Raw genomic sequence first — 17979 nt, 5'->3', positions numbered from 1 at the left:
CCGCCACCGGGGACGCCCGACGCCGGGAACTCCCGATGTCAGGAACGTCCGCTAGCGGGAACGCCCGATACCGGGAACAACGAGGGCAATCGCGGCGGGGACACGCGCAGCCGCGCGAAATCCCCCCATCCATCGGCCGCCATCCGCCGGTAAGCCCCCGTTCAGCCGCTTCCGATCTGCGCAATCCGGGAAAGAGGAAGTGAACGGGGTCCGGGACACCCCGTCCAGGGAGGGTGCGGCCATGGCGTCAGGGCAGGAGCTGGAAGCCGGAGTGCGGCCGCCCGGCGGGGACACCGCCGAGCCACCGTGGCCCGGCAGCTGGCAGCCGCTCGGCGCCCGCTTCCGGACCGACCAACAGGGCCGCCAGGGCACCAACTTCGCACTCTGGGCGGCCGGCGCCGAGGCGGTCGACCTCTGCCTGTTCGACGAGGACGGCCGGGAGGGCCGGCACCGCCTCACCGAGCAGGACTTCCAGACCTGGCACGGCTTCCTGCCCGGCGTCCGCCCCGGCACCCGGTACGGCTTCCGCGTGCACGGCCGGTGGGATCCGTGGACCGGCGCCCGCTGGAACCCGGCGAAGCTGCTGCTCGACCCGTACGCCCGTGCCGTGGACGGCTGTTACACCAGCCACGACGCGGTCTGCGCCGCCGTCCGCAACTGGCCGGAGGCGGACGTCGCCGACACCGTCCGGGACAACCGCGACTCGGCCCGCTACGTGCCCAGATCCGTGGTCGTCCACGATGACGACGACTGGTACGACGACCACCGCCCGAAGACCCCGTGGGCCGAGACGGTGCTCTACGAACTGCACGTGCGCGGCTTCACCATGCGCCACCCCGACATCCCGCCGGAGCTCCGCGGCACCTACGCGGGCCTGGCCCACCCGGCCGCCGTCGCCCACCTGACCCGCCTCGGCGTGACCGCCGTCGAACTGCTGCCGGTGCACCAGTACGCCAGCGAGGACCACCTCCAGTCGCGCGGCCTGGTCAACTACTGGGGCTACAACACGATCGGCTACTTCGCCCCGCACGCCGGGTACTCGGCGGCCGGCTCGCGCGGCGGCCAGGTCGGCGAGTTCAAGCGGATGGTCCGCGCCCTGCACGCCGCCGGGATCGAGGTGATCCTCGACGTGGTGTTCAACCACACCGCGGAGGGCGCCGAACTCGGCCCGATGCTCTCGCTGCGCGGCATCGACAACACCGCCTACTACCGCCCGGCCCCGCACCGCCCGCGCGGCTACGCCGACTTCACCGGCTGCGGCAACACCCTGGACACCCGCCGCCCGCAGGTGGTCCGGCTGGTCACCGACTCGCTGCGGTACTGGGTCACCGAGATGGGCGTGGACGGCTTCCGCTTCGACCTCGCCGCCGCCCTCGCCCGCGGCACCGACGGGGTGGACATGGACCACCCCTTCCTCGCCGCCGTCTCCCAGGATCCGCTGCTCAGCCGGGTGAAGCTGATCGCCGAGCCCTGGGACGTCGGCCCGGGCGGCTACCAGGTCGGCGGCTTCCCGCCGCTGTGGGCCGAGTGGAACGACAAGTACCGGGACACCGTGCGGGACTTCTGGCGCGGCGCCCGCCCGGACGTGCGCGAGCTGGGCTACCGGCTGTCCGGCTCCTCCGACCTCTACCAGCGCGGCGGCCGCCGCCCGTACGCCTCCGTCAACTACGTGACCGCGCACGACGGTTTCACGCTGCGCGACCTGGTCAGCTACGACCGCAAGCACAACGAGGCCAACGGCGAGGCCAACCGGGACGGCACCGACGACAACCGGTCCTGGAACCACGGCGTCGAGGGCGAGACCACCGACCCGGAGGTCAACGCCCTGCGGCTGCGCCAACTGCGCAACCTGCTGGCCACACTGCTGCTCTCCACCGGCGTCCCGATGCTCACCGCCGGGGACGAGCTGGGCCGCACCCAGGGCGGCAACAACAACGCCTACTGCCAGGACAACGAACTCGGCTGGCTGGACTGGTCGCTCCTGGCGGATCCCCGCTGGCGCGGGCTGTGCGAGCTGACCGCCCGGCTGATCCGGCTGCGCCGGGCCCACCCGGTGCTGCGGCAGCGGGCGTTCTTCTCCGGCCGGGCCGCCGCCCCGGGCGGCCAGCCGGACCTCGCCTGGTTCACGCCGCTGGGCAAGGAGATGACCGAGGCCGACTGGTTCGCCCCGACCGCCTGCCTGGGCATGCTGCTGTCCGGCACCGCGATGTCCGAGCGGGACGAGGCCGGGCGGCCGACGCTGGACGACAGCTTCCTACTGCTGCTCAACGCCGGCCACGAACCGGTGCTGTTCACCCTCCCCGGCGAGCCCTGGGCCGCGCCGGAGGAGGCGTACGAGACGGTGGTCGACACCGCCGTCGAGGGCGGCGGCGAGCCCTGTCCGCAGGGCGCGACGCTGCTGGCCGGGCGCTCGCTGCGGCTGCTGCGCGCGCCCGCCGCCACGACCTGAGCGGTGTCGGCCGCACGTGCGGCGCACTCCGGCCCCTGCGGCCGGCCCCACGAGCCCCGCTTTTCACCCATGCCCCACCCGTACAGGTGGCCGGTTCTCGCCGAAGCGTTCTGTCAGGGGTGAAAAACCTGATGAGAAATGACGCGACCTCGTCCTACCCTCACGACGATGGCCGAGAACCGACAAGACGACGACACCGCGACCGGGCACCGCTCCACGGTCCGCTCCCTCCTGCGCCTGTGGCCCTACGCCCGAGCCGTCCGCCGCCGGTTGGCCACCTCGGTGGCCGCCGCCCTGGTCGCCATGCTGAGCGTCCTCGGCGTCCCGCTGGTCCTCGGCCGGATCGTCGACGGCCCGCTCGCCGACCACGACCTGAGCGGGCTCTGGCCGCTGATCGGCCTGCTGCTGGTCCTCGGACTGGTCGAGGCCGCGCTGTTCTACACCCGCCGGGTGGTCCTGGCCCGCCCACTGGCCGGGCTGGAGACGGCCATGCGCGGCGACCTCTTCGCCAAGCTCCAGCGGCTGCCGATCTCCTTCCACGAGCGCTGGGGATCCGGCCAGCTGCTCTCCCGGGCCACCGCCGACATGTACACCATGCGGCTGTTTCTGGCCTTCCCGCTGGTCTTCCTGGTCGTCAACTCGGTGATGTTCCTCGCCGGCACGGCGGTGATGTTCACCCAGGACTGGCGGCTCGCCCTGATCATCCTGCTGCCCGCGGTCCCGCTGTTCGTGCTCACCCGGCGGTTCGAGGCGGGCTACTCCGGCGCCTCCCGCCGCGCCCAGGACCAGAACGGCGACCTCGCCACCGTCATCGAGGAGTCCGTCCTCGGCATCCGCATCCTCAAGGCCTTCGGCCGCCACCGCTCGATGGCCGAGCGCTTCCGCGCCCAGGCCCACGACCTGCGCCGCACCGAACTGCGCAAGGCCGGGCTGCTCGCCAACCTCTGGGCGGTCATCGTCGGCCTGCCCGAGATCGCCCTCGGCTGCGCCCTCGCCGCCGGCGCCTACCTGGTCGCCCACGACGAGCTGAGCGCCGGCACCCTGGTCGCCTTCCTCTCCACCGCACTGGCGCTGCGCTGGCCGGTCGAGTCCCTGGGCTGGCTGCTCGCCTACGCCAACGAGGCCGCCACCGCCGCCGACCGCTTCTTCGAGGTGCTGGACGAGCCCGAGACCGCCGACCCGGGCACCGCCGACGGCCTGGGCGCCACCCCCGACGGCATCCGCTTCACCGGCGTCCGCTTCCGCTACCCCGACGCCCCCGACGACACCCCCGACCTGCTGGCCGGCATCGACCTGCACATCCGCAGCGGCGAGACGATGGCCCTGGTCGGCGCCACCGGCAGCGGCAAGACCACGCTCACCGCACTGCTCCCCCGCCTGTACGAGGCCACCGCCGGCACCATCACCCTGGACGGCCGGGACATCCGCGACCTCCCCCGGGAGCGGCTGCGCGAGCTGGTCGCGGTCGCCTTCGAGGAGCCCACCCTGTTCTCCGCCACCGTCCGGGAGAACGTCCTGATGGGCGCCCCGGGCGCGGACGACCGGCAGCTGCGCGCCGCCCTGGCCACCGCCCAGGCCTCCTTCGTGGAGAAGCTCCCGGACGGCGTGGACACCGAGGTCGGCGAGCAGGGCCTGAGCCTGTCCGGCGGCCAGCGCCAGCGCCTCGCCCTGGCCCGTGCGGTGGTCGGCGACCCGGCCTTCCTGGTGCTGGACGACCCGCTCTCCGCCCTCGACGTGCACACCGAGGCCCTGGTCGAACGGGCGCTGCGCCAGGTCCTCGGCGCCACCACCGCCCTGGTGGTCGCCCACCGCCCGAGCACCGTGCTGCTCGCCGACCGGGTCGCGGTGCTCTCCGACGGCCGGATCGAGGCCGTCGGCACCCACCAGGACCTGCTGCGCGACTGCGCGCACTACCGCGAACTGATGTCGGGCGAGTGCGCCCCGATGCCCGAGGCCGCACTGGTCTCCGAGGGGGGCACCACCCGATGACCACCACCATCTCGCCCGCCGGCCCCGCCGAACGGGAGACCGCCGAACCGGTCGAGGAACAGCTTCCGCCGCCGCCCCCGGCCGACGAGGAGGACATCCCCGTCCCGCCCGGCGCGCCCCGGGCGCTGCTGCGCTCGCTGCTCGGCCCGCACCGGGCCCGGATCGGCGTCGCGATGCTGGTGATCCTCATCCAGCAGGCGGCCCTGCAGTCCGGCCCGCTGCTGGTCGCCATCGCGATGGACCGCGGCATCCCGGCACTGCGCGAGAGCGACAGCGGCCCGCTGATCGCGGTGGTCTGCGCCTACCTGGGCTGTGCGCTGCTCAGCCTGCTGCTGCAGTGGGCGTTCATCAAGATCAGCGCCCGGGTCAACCAGGACATCCTGCTGGAGCTGCGCGGCCGGATCTTCCGGCACGCCCAGCGGCTGAGCCTGGACTTCCACGAGCGCTACACCTCGGGCCGGATCATCTCCCGCGCCACCAGCGACGTGGACGCGCTGCGCGAGCTGCTCTCCGAGGGCCTCCAGGAGCTGCTGACCGTCCTCCTGTCGGTCTGCTACATCTCGGTGCTGCTGCTGGTGCTGGACTGGCGGCTCGGCCTGGTCTCGCTGGCGTCGATCCTGCCGCTGGCGCTGATCGCCCGCTCCTTCCGCAGCCGCTCGCGCCGGGTCTACCGCCGCTCCCGCACCTCGGCCGCCTCGCTGATCGTCCGCTTCACCGAGACCATGAACGGCATCCGCCCGGTGCAGGCCTTCCGCCGCGAGAAGGCCAACGACGAGGCCTTCGGCCTGGTCAACCGGCAGTCCGCCACCGCGACGGCGGACGGCCTGCTGGAGATCGCCCGCTACGTCGGCCTCTCCCGCGTCACCGCCAACCTGTGGACCACCGGCGTGGTGCTGCTCGGCGCCTACCTGGTCGCCGACGGCACGGTCGAACTGGGCGTGCTCACCGCCTTCGTGCTCTACCTGCGCCGGCTCTACGACCCGATCGACCAGCTGGCGATGTTCCTGAACAGCTACCAGTCGGCCGCCGCCGCGCTGGAGAAGATCGCCGGCCTGCTCGCCCACGAGCCGACCGTCGCCGAGCCGGCCGCGCCCGCCGAACTGCCGCAGGCCGTCGGCAAGGGGCGCGAGGTCCGCTTCGAGGAGACCCGTTTCGCCTACCGCACCGGCAAGCAGGTGCTGCCGCCGTTCGACCTGGTGATCCCGGCCGGGCAGACGGTGGCGGTGGTCGGCGCGACCGGCGCCGGCAAGTCGACGGTCGCCAAGCTGCTGGCCCGCTTCTACGACCCGACCGACGGCCGGATCCGGCTGGACGGCGTGGACCTGCGCGACCTCGCCACCCCCGAGCTGCGGCGCGGCGTGGTGATGGTGACCCAGGAGTCCTTCCTGTTCTCCGGCACCGTCGCCGAGAACATCGCGATCGGCCGCCCCGGCGCCGGCCGCGAGGAGGTCGAGCAGGCCGCCCGGGACATCGGCGCGTACGAGTTCATCGCCGCGCTCCCGGACGGCTTCGACACCGACGTGCGCAAGCGCGGCGGCCGGATCTCCGCCGGGCAGCGCCAGCTGGTCGCCTTCGCCCGCGCCCTGCTCGCCGACCCGGCGGTGCTGATCCTCGACGAGGCGACCAGCTCGCTGGACGTCCCCGGCGAGCAGGCCGTCCAACGGGCCATGCGCACGGTGCTGGCCGGCCGGACGGCGGTGATCATCGCGCACCGGCTCTCCACCGTGGAGATCGCCGACCGCGTCCTGGTGATGGACCAGGGCCGGATCGTCGAGGACGGCTCCCCGCAGGAGCTGATCGACGGATCCGGCCGCTTCGCCGCACTCCACCAGGCCTGGCGGGACAGCCTGGTCTAGGTCCTCCTAGGTCCGGCGCTCCCCGCGGCGGGGCCTCACCGCAGCACCCCCGCGTCCATCCCCGACGACTCGGCGGGCAGGGCCACCAGCCCCAGCTCCGCCGGGGAGGCCAGCCGGGGGTGGGCCGGCAGCACCCGGACGGTGTAGCCGAACGGGCCGGTCCGGCCCAGCTCCAGCGAGCCCTCGTAGCGGGTCCGGCCGTCCAGGTCGGACCCGCCGACCGGCTTGAGGGCGAGCACGCAGCCGTCCGAGATGCCGTCCGTCTCGTCCACCCGGCCGGACACCGCCTGCACCTCGACGTCGCCCGGCTCCAGCGCCCCGAGCGCGACCTGCACCCGCAGCGCCAGCGAGCTGCCCAGTTCCTGCGCCTCGTCCGGACAGTCCGCCTCGACGTGCTCGACCCGGACGGCCGGCCAGGCCTCCCGGACCTTCGCCTTCCAGGCCGCCAGCTCCAGGGCGCCGTGGTGCTCCGCCGCCGCCAGCTCCCGCTGGGCCAGCGCCGCCGGGGTGTACAGCCGTTCGACGTACTCGCGGACCATCCGTCCGGCCAGCACCTTGGGGCCGAGGGTGACGAGGGTGTGCCGGACCATGGCGATCCAGCGGTGCGGCAGCCCGTCCGTGCCCCGGTCGTAGAACCGGCCGGCGACCTGGTCCTCGATCAGGTCGTACAGCGCGGCGGCCTCGATGTCGTCGCGGCGCTCGGCCTCGCTGCTCTCCGGGTCGAGCACGCCGCCGGTCTCGTCGGCGGTGGGGATCGCCCAGCCGTTCTGGCCGTCGTACCACTCGTCCCACCAGCCGTCCAGGACGGACAGGTTGAGGCAGCCGTTGAGCGCGGCCTTCATCCCGGAGGTGCCGCAGGCCTCCAGCGGGCGCAGCGGGTTGTTCAGCCAGACGTCGCAGCCCGGGTAGAGGTGCCGGGCCATCGCCATGTCGTAGTCCGGCAGGAAGACGATCCGGTGCCGGACGGCCGGGTCGTCGGCGAAGGCGACCATCTGCTGGATCAGCCGCTTGCCGCCGTCGTCGGCCGGGTGGGCCTTGCCGGCGACCACGATCTGCACCGGCCGGACGGGGTGCAGCAGCAGGGCGCGCAGCCGGTCCGGGTCGCGCAGCATCAGGGTGAGCCGCTTGTACGAGGGCACCCGGCGGGCGAAGCCGATGGTGAGCACGTCGGGGTCGAGCACCGAGGAGACCCAGCCGAGTTCGGCCTCGCCGGCGCCGCGCTGGCGCCAGGAGTCGCGCAGCCGGCGGCGGGCCTCGTCGACCAGCTGGGCGCGCAGGCTGCGGCGCAGGTCCCAGATCTCGGTGTTGCCGATCCGCTCCAGGCCGGTCCAGCGCTTGGCGTCGCCGGTGGTCATGGCGTCCTCGGCGCGGTCGGCGCCGATCTCGGCGGCGCCGAGCCGCACGACCGCCGGGTCGATCCAGGTGGCGGCGTGGACGCCGTTGGTGACGGAGGTGATCGGCACCTCGGTGGCGTCGAAGCCGGGCCAGAGGCCGTTGAACATGGAGCGGCTGACCTCGCCGTGCAGGGTGGAGACCCCGTTGGCGCGCTGGGCGAGCCGCAGGCCCATGGCGGCCATGTTGAAGAGCTTCGGGTCCCCGCCGGGCCAGGTCTCGGCGCCGAGCGCGAGCACCGGTTCGACCGGGACGCCCGGCAGGGCGGCGTCGCCGCTGAAGTGGCGGGCGACCAGCTCGCGGTCGAAGCGGTCGATGCCGGCCGGGACGGGCGTGTGGGTGGTGAACAGGGTGCCGGCCCGGACGGACTCCAGGGCGGCGGCGAAGTCCAGGCCGACGCTGTCGGGGCCGGGTGAGCCGGTGGCGACCAGCTCGCGGATCCGTTCGACGCCGAGGAAGCCCGCGTGGCCCTCGTTGGTGTGGAACACCTCGGGGGCGGGGTGCCCGGTGAGCCGGCAGTAGGCGCGGACGGCGCGGACGCCGCCGATGCCGAGCAGCATCTCCTGGAGCAGCCGGTGCTCGCTGCCGCCGCCGTAGAGCCGGTCGGTGACGTCGCGCTCGGCGGGCGAGTTGGCCTCGATGTCGGAGTCGAGGAGCAGCAGCGGGACCCGTCCGACCTGGGCCTTCCAGATGTGCGCGGCCAGGGTGCGGCCGCCTGGCAGGGCGAGGTCGACCCGGCCGGGGGTGCCGTCGTCCTCCCGGAGCAGGCTGACCGCGAGTTCGTCCGGGTCGAGCAGCGGGTAGCGCTCCTGCTGCCAGCCGTCCCGGTTGAGGGACTGCCGGAAGTAGCCGTGCCGGTAGAACAGGCCGACGCCGATGATCGGGACGCCGAGGTCGCTGGCGGCCTTGAGGTGGTCGCCGGCCAGGATGCCGAGCCCGCCGGAGTACTGCGGCAGCGCGGCGGCGATGCCGTACTCGGGGGAGAAGTAGGCGATGGCGGCGGGCGGCGGGGTGGTGCCGGCCTCCTGCTGGGCCTGGTACCAGCGCGGGCCGCTGAGGTACTCGCGCAGGTCGTCGGCGAGGTCGCCGAGTCTGCGCAGGAACCGCCGGTCGGCGGCGAGGGCGGCGAGCCGGGCGGCCGGGACCTCCCCGAGCAGCCGCACCGGGTCCTCGCCGGTCGCGGCCCAGACCTCCGGGTCCACGGACCGGAAGAGGTCCCTGGTCTCGGGGTGCCAGGACCAGCGCAGGTTGAGGGCCAGCTCGTGCAGCGGCTGGAGTTGTTCGGGCAGGACGGTGCGGACGGTGAATCTGCGGATTGCCTTCACGGCGTGAAGCGTAGCCGCGATGTCCGTCATGACAGTGCGTCAAGTGGGCTATTGGGCATCCGTTCGGCCTATTGATGAGATCGCATTCGGCGCATTGGTCTGCACGGGGGGCGCGCGCGGCGCACATTTCCGGGGTCCTGCGCTACCAATGCATGAACACTGCGGAACAGGTCCATTTCCGATGACTCATCCGCTCAGGACAAAGCCCGAAACTACTGTCGTACCGCTGCAAAAGTCTTGTCCCCGGTGCGAGGATGACTCAAGGTCGTTGATGCTGCGGGGAGTGCGGCGGCGGGTGGCGTCCGCCTTGAAGCAGCACGTCCGAATCCTTTTCGCGTTGATCGTTCCCCTTCTTCTTAGCCCATTCGGCGCTCACCTCGCACCGACGCGTGTCCTCGTACTCGGCCTGCTCGTTCACGGGTCGACCGGGTCGCCCAGGGGCGTGCCCCTGGAGGCGCGCGCCGGGACGCGCGCGGCTCCAGGGCTCCCGTCGAGGGCTCGGCGGGCGCCGGGCAGGTTGCCGGGGACGACGGCGCGGGCAGGCTTCCGGTCGCACGTCCTCCCCACCCAGCAGTCCTCCCGGTACTCCCCTGGCCCACCCCCGGCCCGCGGGAGCTGCCGCCGATCTCGGGCAGGAGTTTGACATGCACGGCGACACGCGGGACCAGTCCACACCGGTGGCCGACAGCCACGACGCAGCGGTCGCGGAATCCGCCGGACGGATGGATTCTGACACTCGGACGGATCCGGCGATGCCGGCGCCGCGGGCCGCCGGGGCGGTCCGCACCGAGTCGGCCGAAGCGGCCCGACAACCCGGGGCCGAGGAGGGCCGGACCGCGGCACCGCGCAGGCGCACCACCACCACGCGCCGCGCCGCCGCCACCGCGAAGGCCACCGCCGACGCCGCCGGGACCGCCGGGACCACCGCCGAGGGCACCTCCGGCGCCGCGCCGCGCAAGGCCTCCGCCCGCAAGCCCGCCGCCCGCAAGACGACAGAGAGCGACACCGTGATCGGCCGCATCCCCGTCCTGGACGTCAGCCCCCTCGTCGACTCCGGCCGCCGCCCGGCCAAGGCCGTCGTCGGCGAGACCTTCCTGGTCACCGCGACCGTGTTCCGCGAGGGCCACGACGCCGTCAACGCCAACGTGGTGCTGCGCGACCCGCGCGGCCGCGGCGGCCCGTGGACGCCGATGCGCGAGCTGGCCGAGGGCACCGACCGCTGGGGCGCGCACGTCACCCCGACCGCGTCCGGCCGCTGGTCGTACCTGGTCGAGGCGTGGAGCGACCCGGTCGCCACCTGGCGCCGGACCGCCGCCGTGAAGCTGCCGGCCGGGATCGACACCGCGCTGGTCCTGGAGGACGGCGCCCGGCTGCTGGAGCAGGCCGCGGTCGGCGTGCCGAAGAAGGAGGGCCGCGCGCACGTGCTGGCCGCCGCAGACGCGCTGCGCGACCCCGGTCTGCCGCCGCTGTCCCGGCTGGCCGCCGCGCTCGCCCCCGAGGTGCTGGACCTGCTGGCCCGGTACCCGCTGCGCGAACTGCTCAGCGCCTCCCGCCCGCTGCCGCTCCAGGTGGACCGCGAGCGCGCGCTGTACGGCTCCTGGTACGAGTTCTTCCCCCGCTCGGAGGGCGCGGTGGTGGATCCGGGCGGCGTCGAGCCGCCGCGTTCGGGCACCCTGCGCACCGCCGCCGAGCGGCTGCCGGCCGTCGCCGCGATGGGCTTCGACGTGGTCTACCTGCCGCCGGTGCACCCGATCGGACGAGCCTTCCGCAAGGGGCCCGACAACGCCCTGACGGCCGGTCCGCACGACGTCGGCTCGCCCTGGGCGATCGGCTCCCCCGAGGGCGGCCACGACGCCGTCCACCCCGACCTCGGCACGATCGAGGACTTCGACCACTTCGTCGCCGAGGCCGAGGCCCTGCACCTGGAGGTGGCGCTGGACTTCGCCCTCCAGTGCTCCCCCGACCACCCGTGGGTGAACAAGCACCCGGAATGGTTCAGCCACCGCGGGGACGGCACCATCGCGTACGCCGAGAACCCGCCGAAGAAGTACCAGGACATCTATCCGATCAACTTCGACCAGGACATGGAAGGAATCGTCAAGGAAACCATCCGGATCCTCCGGTTCTGGATGTCCCACGGCGTTCGGATCTTCCGGGTCGACAACCCGCACACCAAACCGGTGGCGTTCTGGGAGAAGGTGCTCGCCGACATCGCCCGCACCGACCCGGACGTCGTGTTCCTGGCGGAGGCCTTCACCCGGCCCGCGATGATGCACACCCTGGGGAAGATCGGTTTCCACCAGTCGTACACGTACTTCACCTGGCGCACCACCAAGCCGGAACTCACCGAGTACCTCACCGAACTCACCGGTGACGCCGCCGCCTACATGCGACCCAACTTCTTCGCCAACACCCCGGACATCCTGCACGACTACCTCCAGCACGGCGGCCGCGCCGCGTTCGCGATCCGCGCCGTGCTCGCCGCCACCCTCGCCCCCAGCTACGGCGTCTACGCCGGCTTCGAGCTGTACGAGGACGAGCCGGCCCACCCCGGCTCCGAGGAGTACCTGCACTCGGAGAAGTACGAGCTGCGCCCCCGCGACTGGACCCGCACCGACTCCCTCGCCCCGCTGCTCACCGTGCTGAACCGGCTGCGCCGGCGCCACCCGGCCCTCCAGCAGCTGCGCAACCTGCGCTTCCACCCCACGGACAACGACCAGGTGCTCGCCTACTCCAAGACCGCGACCACCCCCGAGGGCCTCACCGACCAGGTCGTCACCGTGGTCAACCTCGACCCGCACCACGTCCAGGAGGCCACCGTCACCCTCGACGGCGACGGCCCGTACGCGGTGCACGACGAGCTCACCGGCGCCGTCTACACCTGGGGCCGGCACAACTACGTCCGGCTCGATCCCTCAGCCGAGCCGGCTCACCTCCTCACGGTTCGGAGGAACCCAGCGTGACTGTGAACGAGCCCGTCCCCGACACCTTCCCGGAGACCTCGAAGAAGAACCTGGACCCGGAGTGGTTCAAGCGTGCGGTCTTCTACGAGGTGCTGGTGCGGTCCTTCCAGGACAGCAACGGCGACGGGGTCGGGGACCTGAAGGGGCTCACCACCAAACTCGACTACCTGCAGTGGCTCGGGGTCGACTGCCTCTGGCTCCCGCCGTTCTTCGCCTCGCCGCTGCGCGACGGCGGGTACGACGTGGCCGACTACAAGTCGGTGCTGCCGGAGTTCGGCGACCTCGCCGACTTCATGGAGTTCGTCGACGCCGCGCACGCCCGCGGCATGCGCGTGATCATCGACTTCGTCATGAACCACACCAGCGACCAGCACCCGTGGTTCCAGGCCTCCCGGACGGACCCGGACGGCCCGTACGGCGACTTCTACATGTGGGCCGACGACGACAAGCAGTACCCGGACGCCCGGATCATCTTCGTCGACACCGAGACCTCCAACTGGACCTACGACCCGGTCCGCAAGCAGTACTTCTGGCACCGGTTCTTCTCCCACCAGCCGGACCTCAACTACGACAACCCCCGCGTCCAGCAGGAGATGATCGCCGGACTGCGGTTCTGGCTCGACCTCGGCATCGACGGCTTCCGGCTGGACGCGGTGCCGTACCTGTTCGCCCGCGAGGGCACCAACTGCGAGAACCTGCCGGAGACCCACGAGTTCCTCCAGCGGGTCCGCAAGGAGATCGACGCCGACTACCCCGACACCGTGCTGCTGGCCGAGGCCAACCAGTGGCCCGAGGACGTCGTCGACTACTTCGGCGACTTCACCGCGGGCGGCGACGAGTGCCACATGGCGTTCCACTTCCCGGTGATGCCCCGGATCTTCATGGCCGTGCGGCGGGAGTCCCGCTACCCGGTGTCGGAGATCCTCGCCAAGACCCCGCAGATCCCCGGCGGCTGCCAGTGGGGCATCTTCCTGCGCAACCACGACGAGCTGACCCTGGAGATGGTCACCGACGAGGAGCGCGACTACATGTACGCGGAGTACGCCAAGGACCCCCGGATGCGCGCCAACGTGGGCATCCGCCGCCGGCTCGCCCCGCTGCTGGAGAACGACCGCAACCAGATCGAGCTGTTCACCGCCCTGCTGTTCTCGCTGCCCGGCTCGCCGGTCCTCTACTACGGGGACGAGATCGGCATGGGCGACAACATCTGGCTGGGCGACCGGGACGGCGTGCGCACGCCGATGCAGTGGACCCCGGACCGCAACGCGGGTTTCTCCTCCGCCGACCCGGGCAGGCTCAGTCTGCCGCCCATCATGGACCCGGTGTACGGCTACCAGGTGACCAACGTCGAGGCACAGCAGAGCAGTTCGAGCTCGCTGCTGCACTGGACGCGTCGCATGATCGAGATCCGCAAGCTCAATCCGGCGTTCGGCCTCGGCACGTACACCGAACTGCCCTCCAGCAACCCCGCCGTGCTGGCCTTCGTGCGCGAACACGAGGGGGACCTGGTCATGTGCGTGAACAACTTCTCGCGGTTCGCGCAGCCGACCGAGCTGGACCTGCGGCAGTACGGCGGACGGTACCCGGTCGAGCTGATCGGCGGGGTGCGCTTCCCCTCCATCGGCGAGTGGCCCTACCTGCTCACGCTGGCCGGCCACGGCTTCTACTGGTTCCAGCTCCGGCAGCCACCGCGGCTGAGCGGGACCAGGCGCTCGAAGTAACGATCCGCCACACCCTGCCACACAGCACCACCAGACCCTCCGGGGGCGCGAGTTGAACCCCTGCGCCCCCGGAGTTCTCTGCACCGCCGCGTACGGAGAACAGCCCAACGGCCACCCACACGAAGGCGTGACACCTGAGCCCCGCTCGCGTGCCGCCGCCGCCGCGCCGCCGAAATCCGGAAGACTGACGGACCCGGCCAGACCCGTCGGGCAGTCCGCCCGCTTCCGGGGAAAGGGAGTCATGTCCGAAACCTCCCGTTCTCAAGCCCATGTGCAGCAGGATGCCCCCGCCGACCCCGCCGCGCCGGCGGGCGCGCGGAGCACCGGGGCCCGGAGAGCCGCCCTGGGGGTCAGCGAACTCGTCCAGGCCGCGCTGCCGCTGATCGCCGAGTGGCTCCCCACCCAGCGGTGGTACGCCGGAAAGGGACGGCCCATCACCGGCCTCACCCCGATGGTCGGAACCCCGCTCCAGGTCGGCGACCCCGCCCTGCTGCACCTGCTGCTGCGGGTCGAGCACGCCACCACGGTCGGCGCCCCGCACGGCGACATCTACCAACTCCTGCTCGGCATCCGCTCGGACGGGCACGCGGACATCGAGCCCAGCGCCGTGCTCGGCCGGCTCAGCCAGGGCCCGTACGACGGCGCGGCGCTCTACGACGCCGTCCACGACCCCGAACTCACCGGGCGGCTGCTGGAACACCTCGCCACCGGCGACCGGTTCGGCTCGCTGTCCTTCCGCCGCACCCCCGGCTCCGGGCTCCCCGCCAACCTCCCCGGCCGCGCCTCCACCGCCGAGCAGTCCAACAGCTCGGTCATCTACGGCACCTCGTACATCCTCAAGCTGTTCCGCCGCATCCACCCCGGCACCAACCCCGACCTCGAACTCTCCCTCGCCCTCTCCCGGGCCGGCTCCACCCGGATCCCCCGGGTCGCCGCCTGGTTCGAGAGCCGGCTGGAACGCGCCGAACCCGCCACCCTCGGGCTGCTCCAGCGCTACCTGCCGGACGCCGAGGACGGCTGGGAGCTCGCCCTCGACCAGGTCGGCCGGCTCAAGGGCGACCCCTCCCCCGGCAACTTCGCCATCGAGGCCCACCGGCTCGGCCGGGCCACCGCCGAAGTCCACCGGGTCCTGGCCCGCTCGATGCCGGTCGCCCGGCTCGACCGCGCCCAGACCAGCCGGCTCGCCACCACCATGGCCGACCGGCTGGACAGCGCCGTCGCCGCCGTCCCCGGCCTGCTGCGCTACCGGGCCGCACTGCGCACCGCCTTCCAGCAACTCGGCGACGCCCACCCCGACGGCCTGCCCGTCCAGCGCATCCACGGCGACCTGCACCTCGGACAGGCCATGCGCACCCCGCACGGCTGGGTGCTGCTGGACTTCGAGGGCGAACCCGCCAAATCCGTCAACGAACGCCGCGAACCGCAGCCCGCGCTGCGCGACGTCGCCGCGATGCTCCGCTCCTTCGACTACGCGGCCGCCCACCTGCTGGCCGGCGGCCCGGTCGACCCGGAACTCGCCCACCTCGCCGCCGCCTGGGCCCAGCGCAACCGCACCGCCTTCTGCGCCGGCTACACCGCCGGCGGCGGCGCCGACCCGGCGGCCTCACCGGAGCTGATGCGGGCCCTGGAGATCGACAAGGCGGTGTACGAGGTCGTGTACGAGGCCCGGCACCGGCCGAGCTGGCTGCCGATCCCGCTCGCCGCGATCAACCGGCTCGCCCTCACCGTCTGACCACCCCGGCCCCGCCCGCACCCCCTGCCCTGCCCGCATCCCCTGCCCCACCCGCACCCCCGGTTCCGCCGCCCTGGAGTTAGCCCACCCCCCGTCGCAGGAGGACCCAGCCGTGACGCCGCTCGACCCGCCCGGCCGCACCACCCGCCCCGTCCCGGCCACCTTCCTGGCCGGCCCGGACTCGCCCCGGCCCGAGCCCGTCCCGGCCGAGGAGTCCGCGCCGGCCGGCGATCCCGTGCCGGCCTCGAAGTCCACACCGGTCGCGGAGTCCGCACCGGTCACGGCTCCGCCCACGGCCTCGCTGCGCCTGCCCGAGGCGCCGCTGCCGCCGTCCGAGGTGGACCGGCTGGTCGGCGGGCAGCACCACGACCCGCACGCCCTGCTCGGCGCGCACCCGGTGCACGGCGGCACCGCGATCCGGGTGCTGCGCCCGTTCGCCGAGCGGGTGGTCGTCGAGACCACCCAGGGCCCGGCCGAACTCACCCATCAGCAGGGCGGGTTGTTCACCGGGCTGGTGGCCGGCGCCGACACCGTGGACTACCGGCTGCTGGTGACCTACCCCGGCGGCAAGCCGCTGGCCCAGCACGACGGCTACCGCACCCCGCCCACCCTCGGCGAACTCGACCTGCACCTGATCTCCGAAGGCCGGCACGAGCAGCTGTGGCGGGCCCTCGGCTCGCACGTGCGCACCGTCGACGGCGTCGCCGGCACCGCCTTCGCGGTCTGGGCACCGAACGCCGTCGGCGTCCGGCTGATCGGCGACTTCAACCACTGGGACGGCACCGGGCACCCGATGCGCTCGCTCGGCTCGTCCGGCATCTGGGAGCTCTTCGTCCCGGGCCTCGCCGAGGGCGCCGCGTACAAGTACGAGATCCACACCCGGCAGGGCTGGGTGCTCGACAAGGCCGACCCGCTCGCCCGGGCCGCCCAGTGCCCGCCCGCCACCGCCTCGGTGGTCACCTCCTCCGACCACCGCTGGCAGGACGGCGAGTGGATGGCCCGCCGGGCCCGCGCCGCACACCACCGGGCACCGATGTCCGTCTACGAGCTGCACCTGGCCTCCTGGCGGCCCGACCTCACCAGCTACCGCGCCATCGCCGAGGAACTGCCGCGCTACCTCAAGGAGTTGAACTTCACCCACGTGGAGTTCATGCCGGTCATGGAGCACCCCTTCGGCGGCTCCTGGGGCTACCAGGTGTCCGGCTACTACGCCCCCACCGCCCGGCTCGGCAGCCCCGACGACTTCCGCCACCTGGTCGACACCCTGCACCGGCACGGCATCGGCGTGATCGTCGACTGGGTGCCCGCCCACTTCCCCAAGGACGCCTTCGCGCTCGCCCGCTTCGACGGCGAGCCGCTGTACGAGCCGGCCGACCCGCTGCGCGCCGAGCACCCCGACTGGGGAACCCTGGAGTTCGACTACGGCCGCACGGAGGTGCGCAACTTCCTCGTCGCCAACGCGGTCTACTGGTGCGAGGAGTTCCACATCGACGGCCTGCGGGTGGACGCCGTCGCCTCGATGCTCTACCTCGACTACTCCCGCGAGGGCGGCGCCTGGACGCCCAACCAGCACGGCGGCCGGGAGAACCCGGACGCGGCCGCGTTCCTGCAGGAGATGAACGCCACCGTCTACCGGCGCTGCCCCGGCGTGGTCACCATCGCCGAGGAGTCCACCGCCTGGGACGGCGTCACCCGCCCCACCGACGCCGGCGGCCTCGGCTTCGGGCTCAAGTGGAACATGGGCTGGATGCACGACTCGCTGGTCTACATGTCCAAGGAGCCGGTGCACCGCAAGTTCCACCACAACGAGATCACCTTCTCGATGGTGTACGCCTACTCGGAGAACTACGTCCTGCCGATCTCGCACGACGAGGTGGTGCACGGCAAGCAGGCGCTGGTCTCCAAGATGCCCGGCGACTGGTGGCAGCAGCGCGCCAACCACCGCGCCTACCTGGGCTTCATGTGGTCCCACCCGGGCAAGCAACTGCTCTTCATGGGACAGGAGTTCGCCCAGGGCGCGGAATGGGACCACGAGCAGGGCCCGCAGTGGTGGGTGCTCGACGAGCAGTGGCCCGCCCACCAGGACCACCACGGCGTCCGCCGGCTGGTCCGCGACCTCAACCGGCACTACCTGGACACCCCCGCCCTCTGGGAACGGGACACCACCCCGGACGGCTTCCGCTGGCTCGACGGCGGCGCCGCCGAGGACAACCTGCTCTCCTTCGTCCGGTACGCGGCCGACGGCTCGCCGCTGGTCGCGGTCTGCAACTTCTCCCCCGTCGTCCGGCACGGCCACCGGGTCGGCCTGCCCGACCTGGACGGCCGCGACCAGCTGTGGGAGGAACTGCTCAACACCGACGCCGAAACCTACGGCGGCGGCGGCATCGGCAACTCCCACCCGGTCAAGGCCGAACCGACCCCCTGGCACGACCAGCCCCGCTCCGCCGAACTGGTCCTCCCCCCGCTCGCCACCCTCTGGCTCCGCCCGGCCCGCTGAGGGCCTGAGCACCAGAACACCTGAGCACCTGAGGGCCTGAGGGCCTGCCCGGCCG

Annotated in this window: 8 protein-coding genes; 7 read left to right on the top strand and 1 reads right to left on the bottom strand. The window is 72.8% G+C overall.

All coding sequences use genetic code 11. The features are described from left to right. Nucleotides 1-241 precede the first annotated feature (241 nt). The 3 genes from glgX to AB0R04_RS17410 all read left to right on the top strand — a co-directional run bounded on the left by glgX (nucleotide 242) and on the right by AB0R04_RS17410 (nucleotide 6294). Nucleotides 242-2449, top strand: a complete 2208-nt coding sequence (gene glgX / locus AB0R04_RS17420; protein ID WP_063347757.1) for a glycogen debranching protein GlgX — start codon at nucleotides 242-244, stop codon at nucleotides 2447-2449. A 168-nt stretch (nucleotides 2450-2617) separates the two neighbouring features. Continuing rightward, the gene (locus AB0R04_RS17415) at nucleotides 2618-4438 is read left to right on the top strand and encodes an ABC transporter ATP-binding protein (RefSeq protein WP_363371975.1); all 1821 of its coding nucleotides are present in this window, start codon (nucleotides 2618-2620) and stop codon (nucleotides 4436-4438) included. Next, complete coding sequence (locus AB0R04_RS17410) at nucleotides 4435-6294, top strand: ABC transporter ATP-binding protein (RefSeq protein ID WP_363371973.1); 1860 nt, start codon at nucleotides 4435-4437, stop codon at nucleotides 6292-6294. Before AB0R04_RS17415 ends, AB0R04_RS17410 begins: the two co-directional genes overlap by 4 nt. 35 nt (nucleotides 6295-6329) lie before the next feature. Here AB0R04_RS17410 and glgP read toward each other — a convergent pair whose 3' ends face one another. Further along, on the bottom strand, nucleotides 6330-9011 hold the full coding sequence (gene glgP, locus AB0R04_RS17405; RefSeq protein WP_063351130.1) for an alpha-glucan family phosphorylase: 2682 nt from the start codon (nucleotides 9009-9011) through the stop codon (nucleotides 6330-6332). 1007 nt (nucleotides 9012-10018) lie between these two features. Between glgP and AB0R04_RS17400 the strand changes: the two genes are divergently transcribed. The 4 genes from AB0R04_RS17400 to glgB all read left to right on the top strand — a co-directional run bounded on the left by AB0R04_RS17400 (nucleotide 10019) and on the right by glgB (nucleotide 17924). Then, a complete protein-coding gene (locus tag AB0R04_RS17400; protein ID WP_063351131.1) occupies nucleotides 10019-11974 on the top strand; it encodes an alpha-1,4-glucan--maltose-1-phosphate maltosyltransferase in 1956 nt (651 codons plus the stop codon). After that, entirely contained in the window at nucleotides 11971-13695 is a 1725-nt protein-coding gene (treS, locus tag AB0R04_RS17395) for a maltose alpha-D-glucosyltransferase (protein WP_363371971.1), read from the top strand. Before AB0R04_RS17400 ends, treS begins: the two co-directional genes overlap by 4 nt. A gap of 241 nt (nucleotides 13696-13936) precedes the next feature. Further along, the gene (locus tag AB0R04_RS17390) at nucleotides 13937-15427 is read left to right on the top strand and encodes a phosphotransferase (protein ID WP_363371968.1); all 1491 of its coding nucleotides are present in this window, start codon (nucleotides 13937-13939) and stop codon (nucleotides 15425-15427) included. Between the two features lie 112 nt (nucleotides 15428-15539). Then, nucleotides 15540-17924 (top strand): 1,4-alpha-glucan branching enzyme, encoded by a 2385-nt coding sequence (glgB, locus tag AB0R04_RS17385; protein ID WP_363371965.1) that lies wholly within the window; start codon nucleotides 15540-15542, stop codon nucleotides 17922-17924. The last annotated feature ends 55 nt before the right edge of the window (nucleotides 17925-17979 follow it).

It is taken from the genome of Kitasatospora sp. NPDC056731 (assembly GCF_040687675.1).
Lineage (GTDB): Bacteria > Actinomycetota > Actinomycetes > Streptomycetales > Streptomycetaceae > Kitasatospora.
Note: the sequence above shows the minus strand (reverse complement) of the source record. Positions and strands in the feature narration are given on the sequence as shown.

Coding starts and splice junctions, on each gene's coding strand:
- AB0R04_RS17410 (WP_363371973.1), top strand. CDS start 4,435: ATGACCACCACCATCTCGCCCGCCGGCCCCGCCGAACGGGAGACCGCC.
- AB0R04_RS17415 (WP_363371975.1), top strand. CDS start 2,618: ATGGCCGAGAACCGACAAGACGACGACACCGCGACCGGGCACCGCTCC.
- glgX (WP_063347757.1), top strand. CDS start 242: ATGGCGTCAGGGCAGGAGCTGGAAGCCGGAGTGCGGCCGCCCGGCGGG.
- AB0R04_RS17390 (WP_363371968.1), top strand. CDS start 13,937: ATGTCCGAAACCTCCCGTTCTCAAGCCCATGTGCAGCAGGATGCCCCC.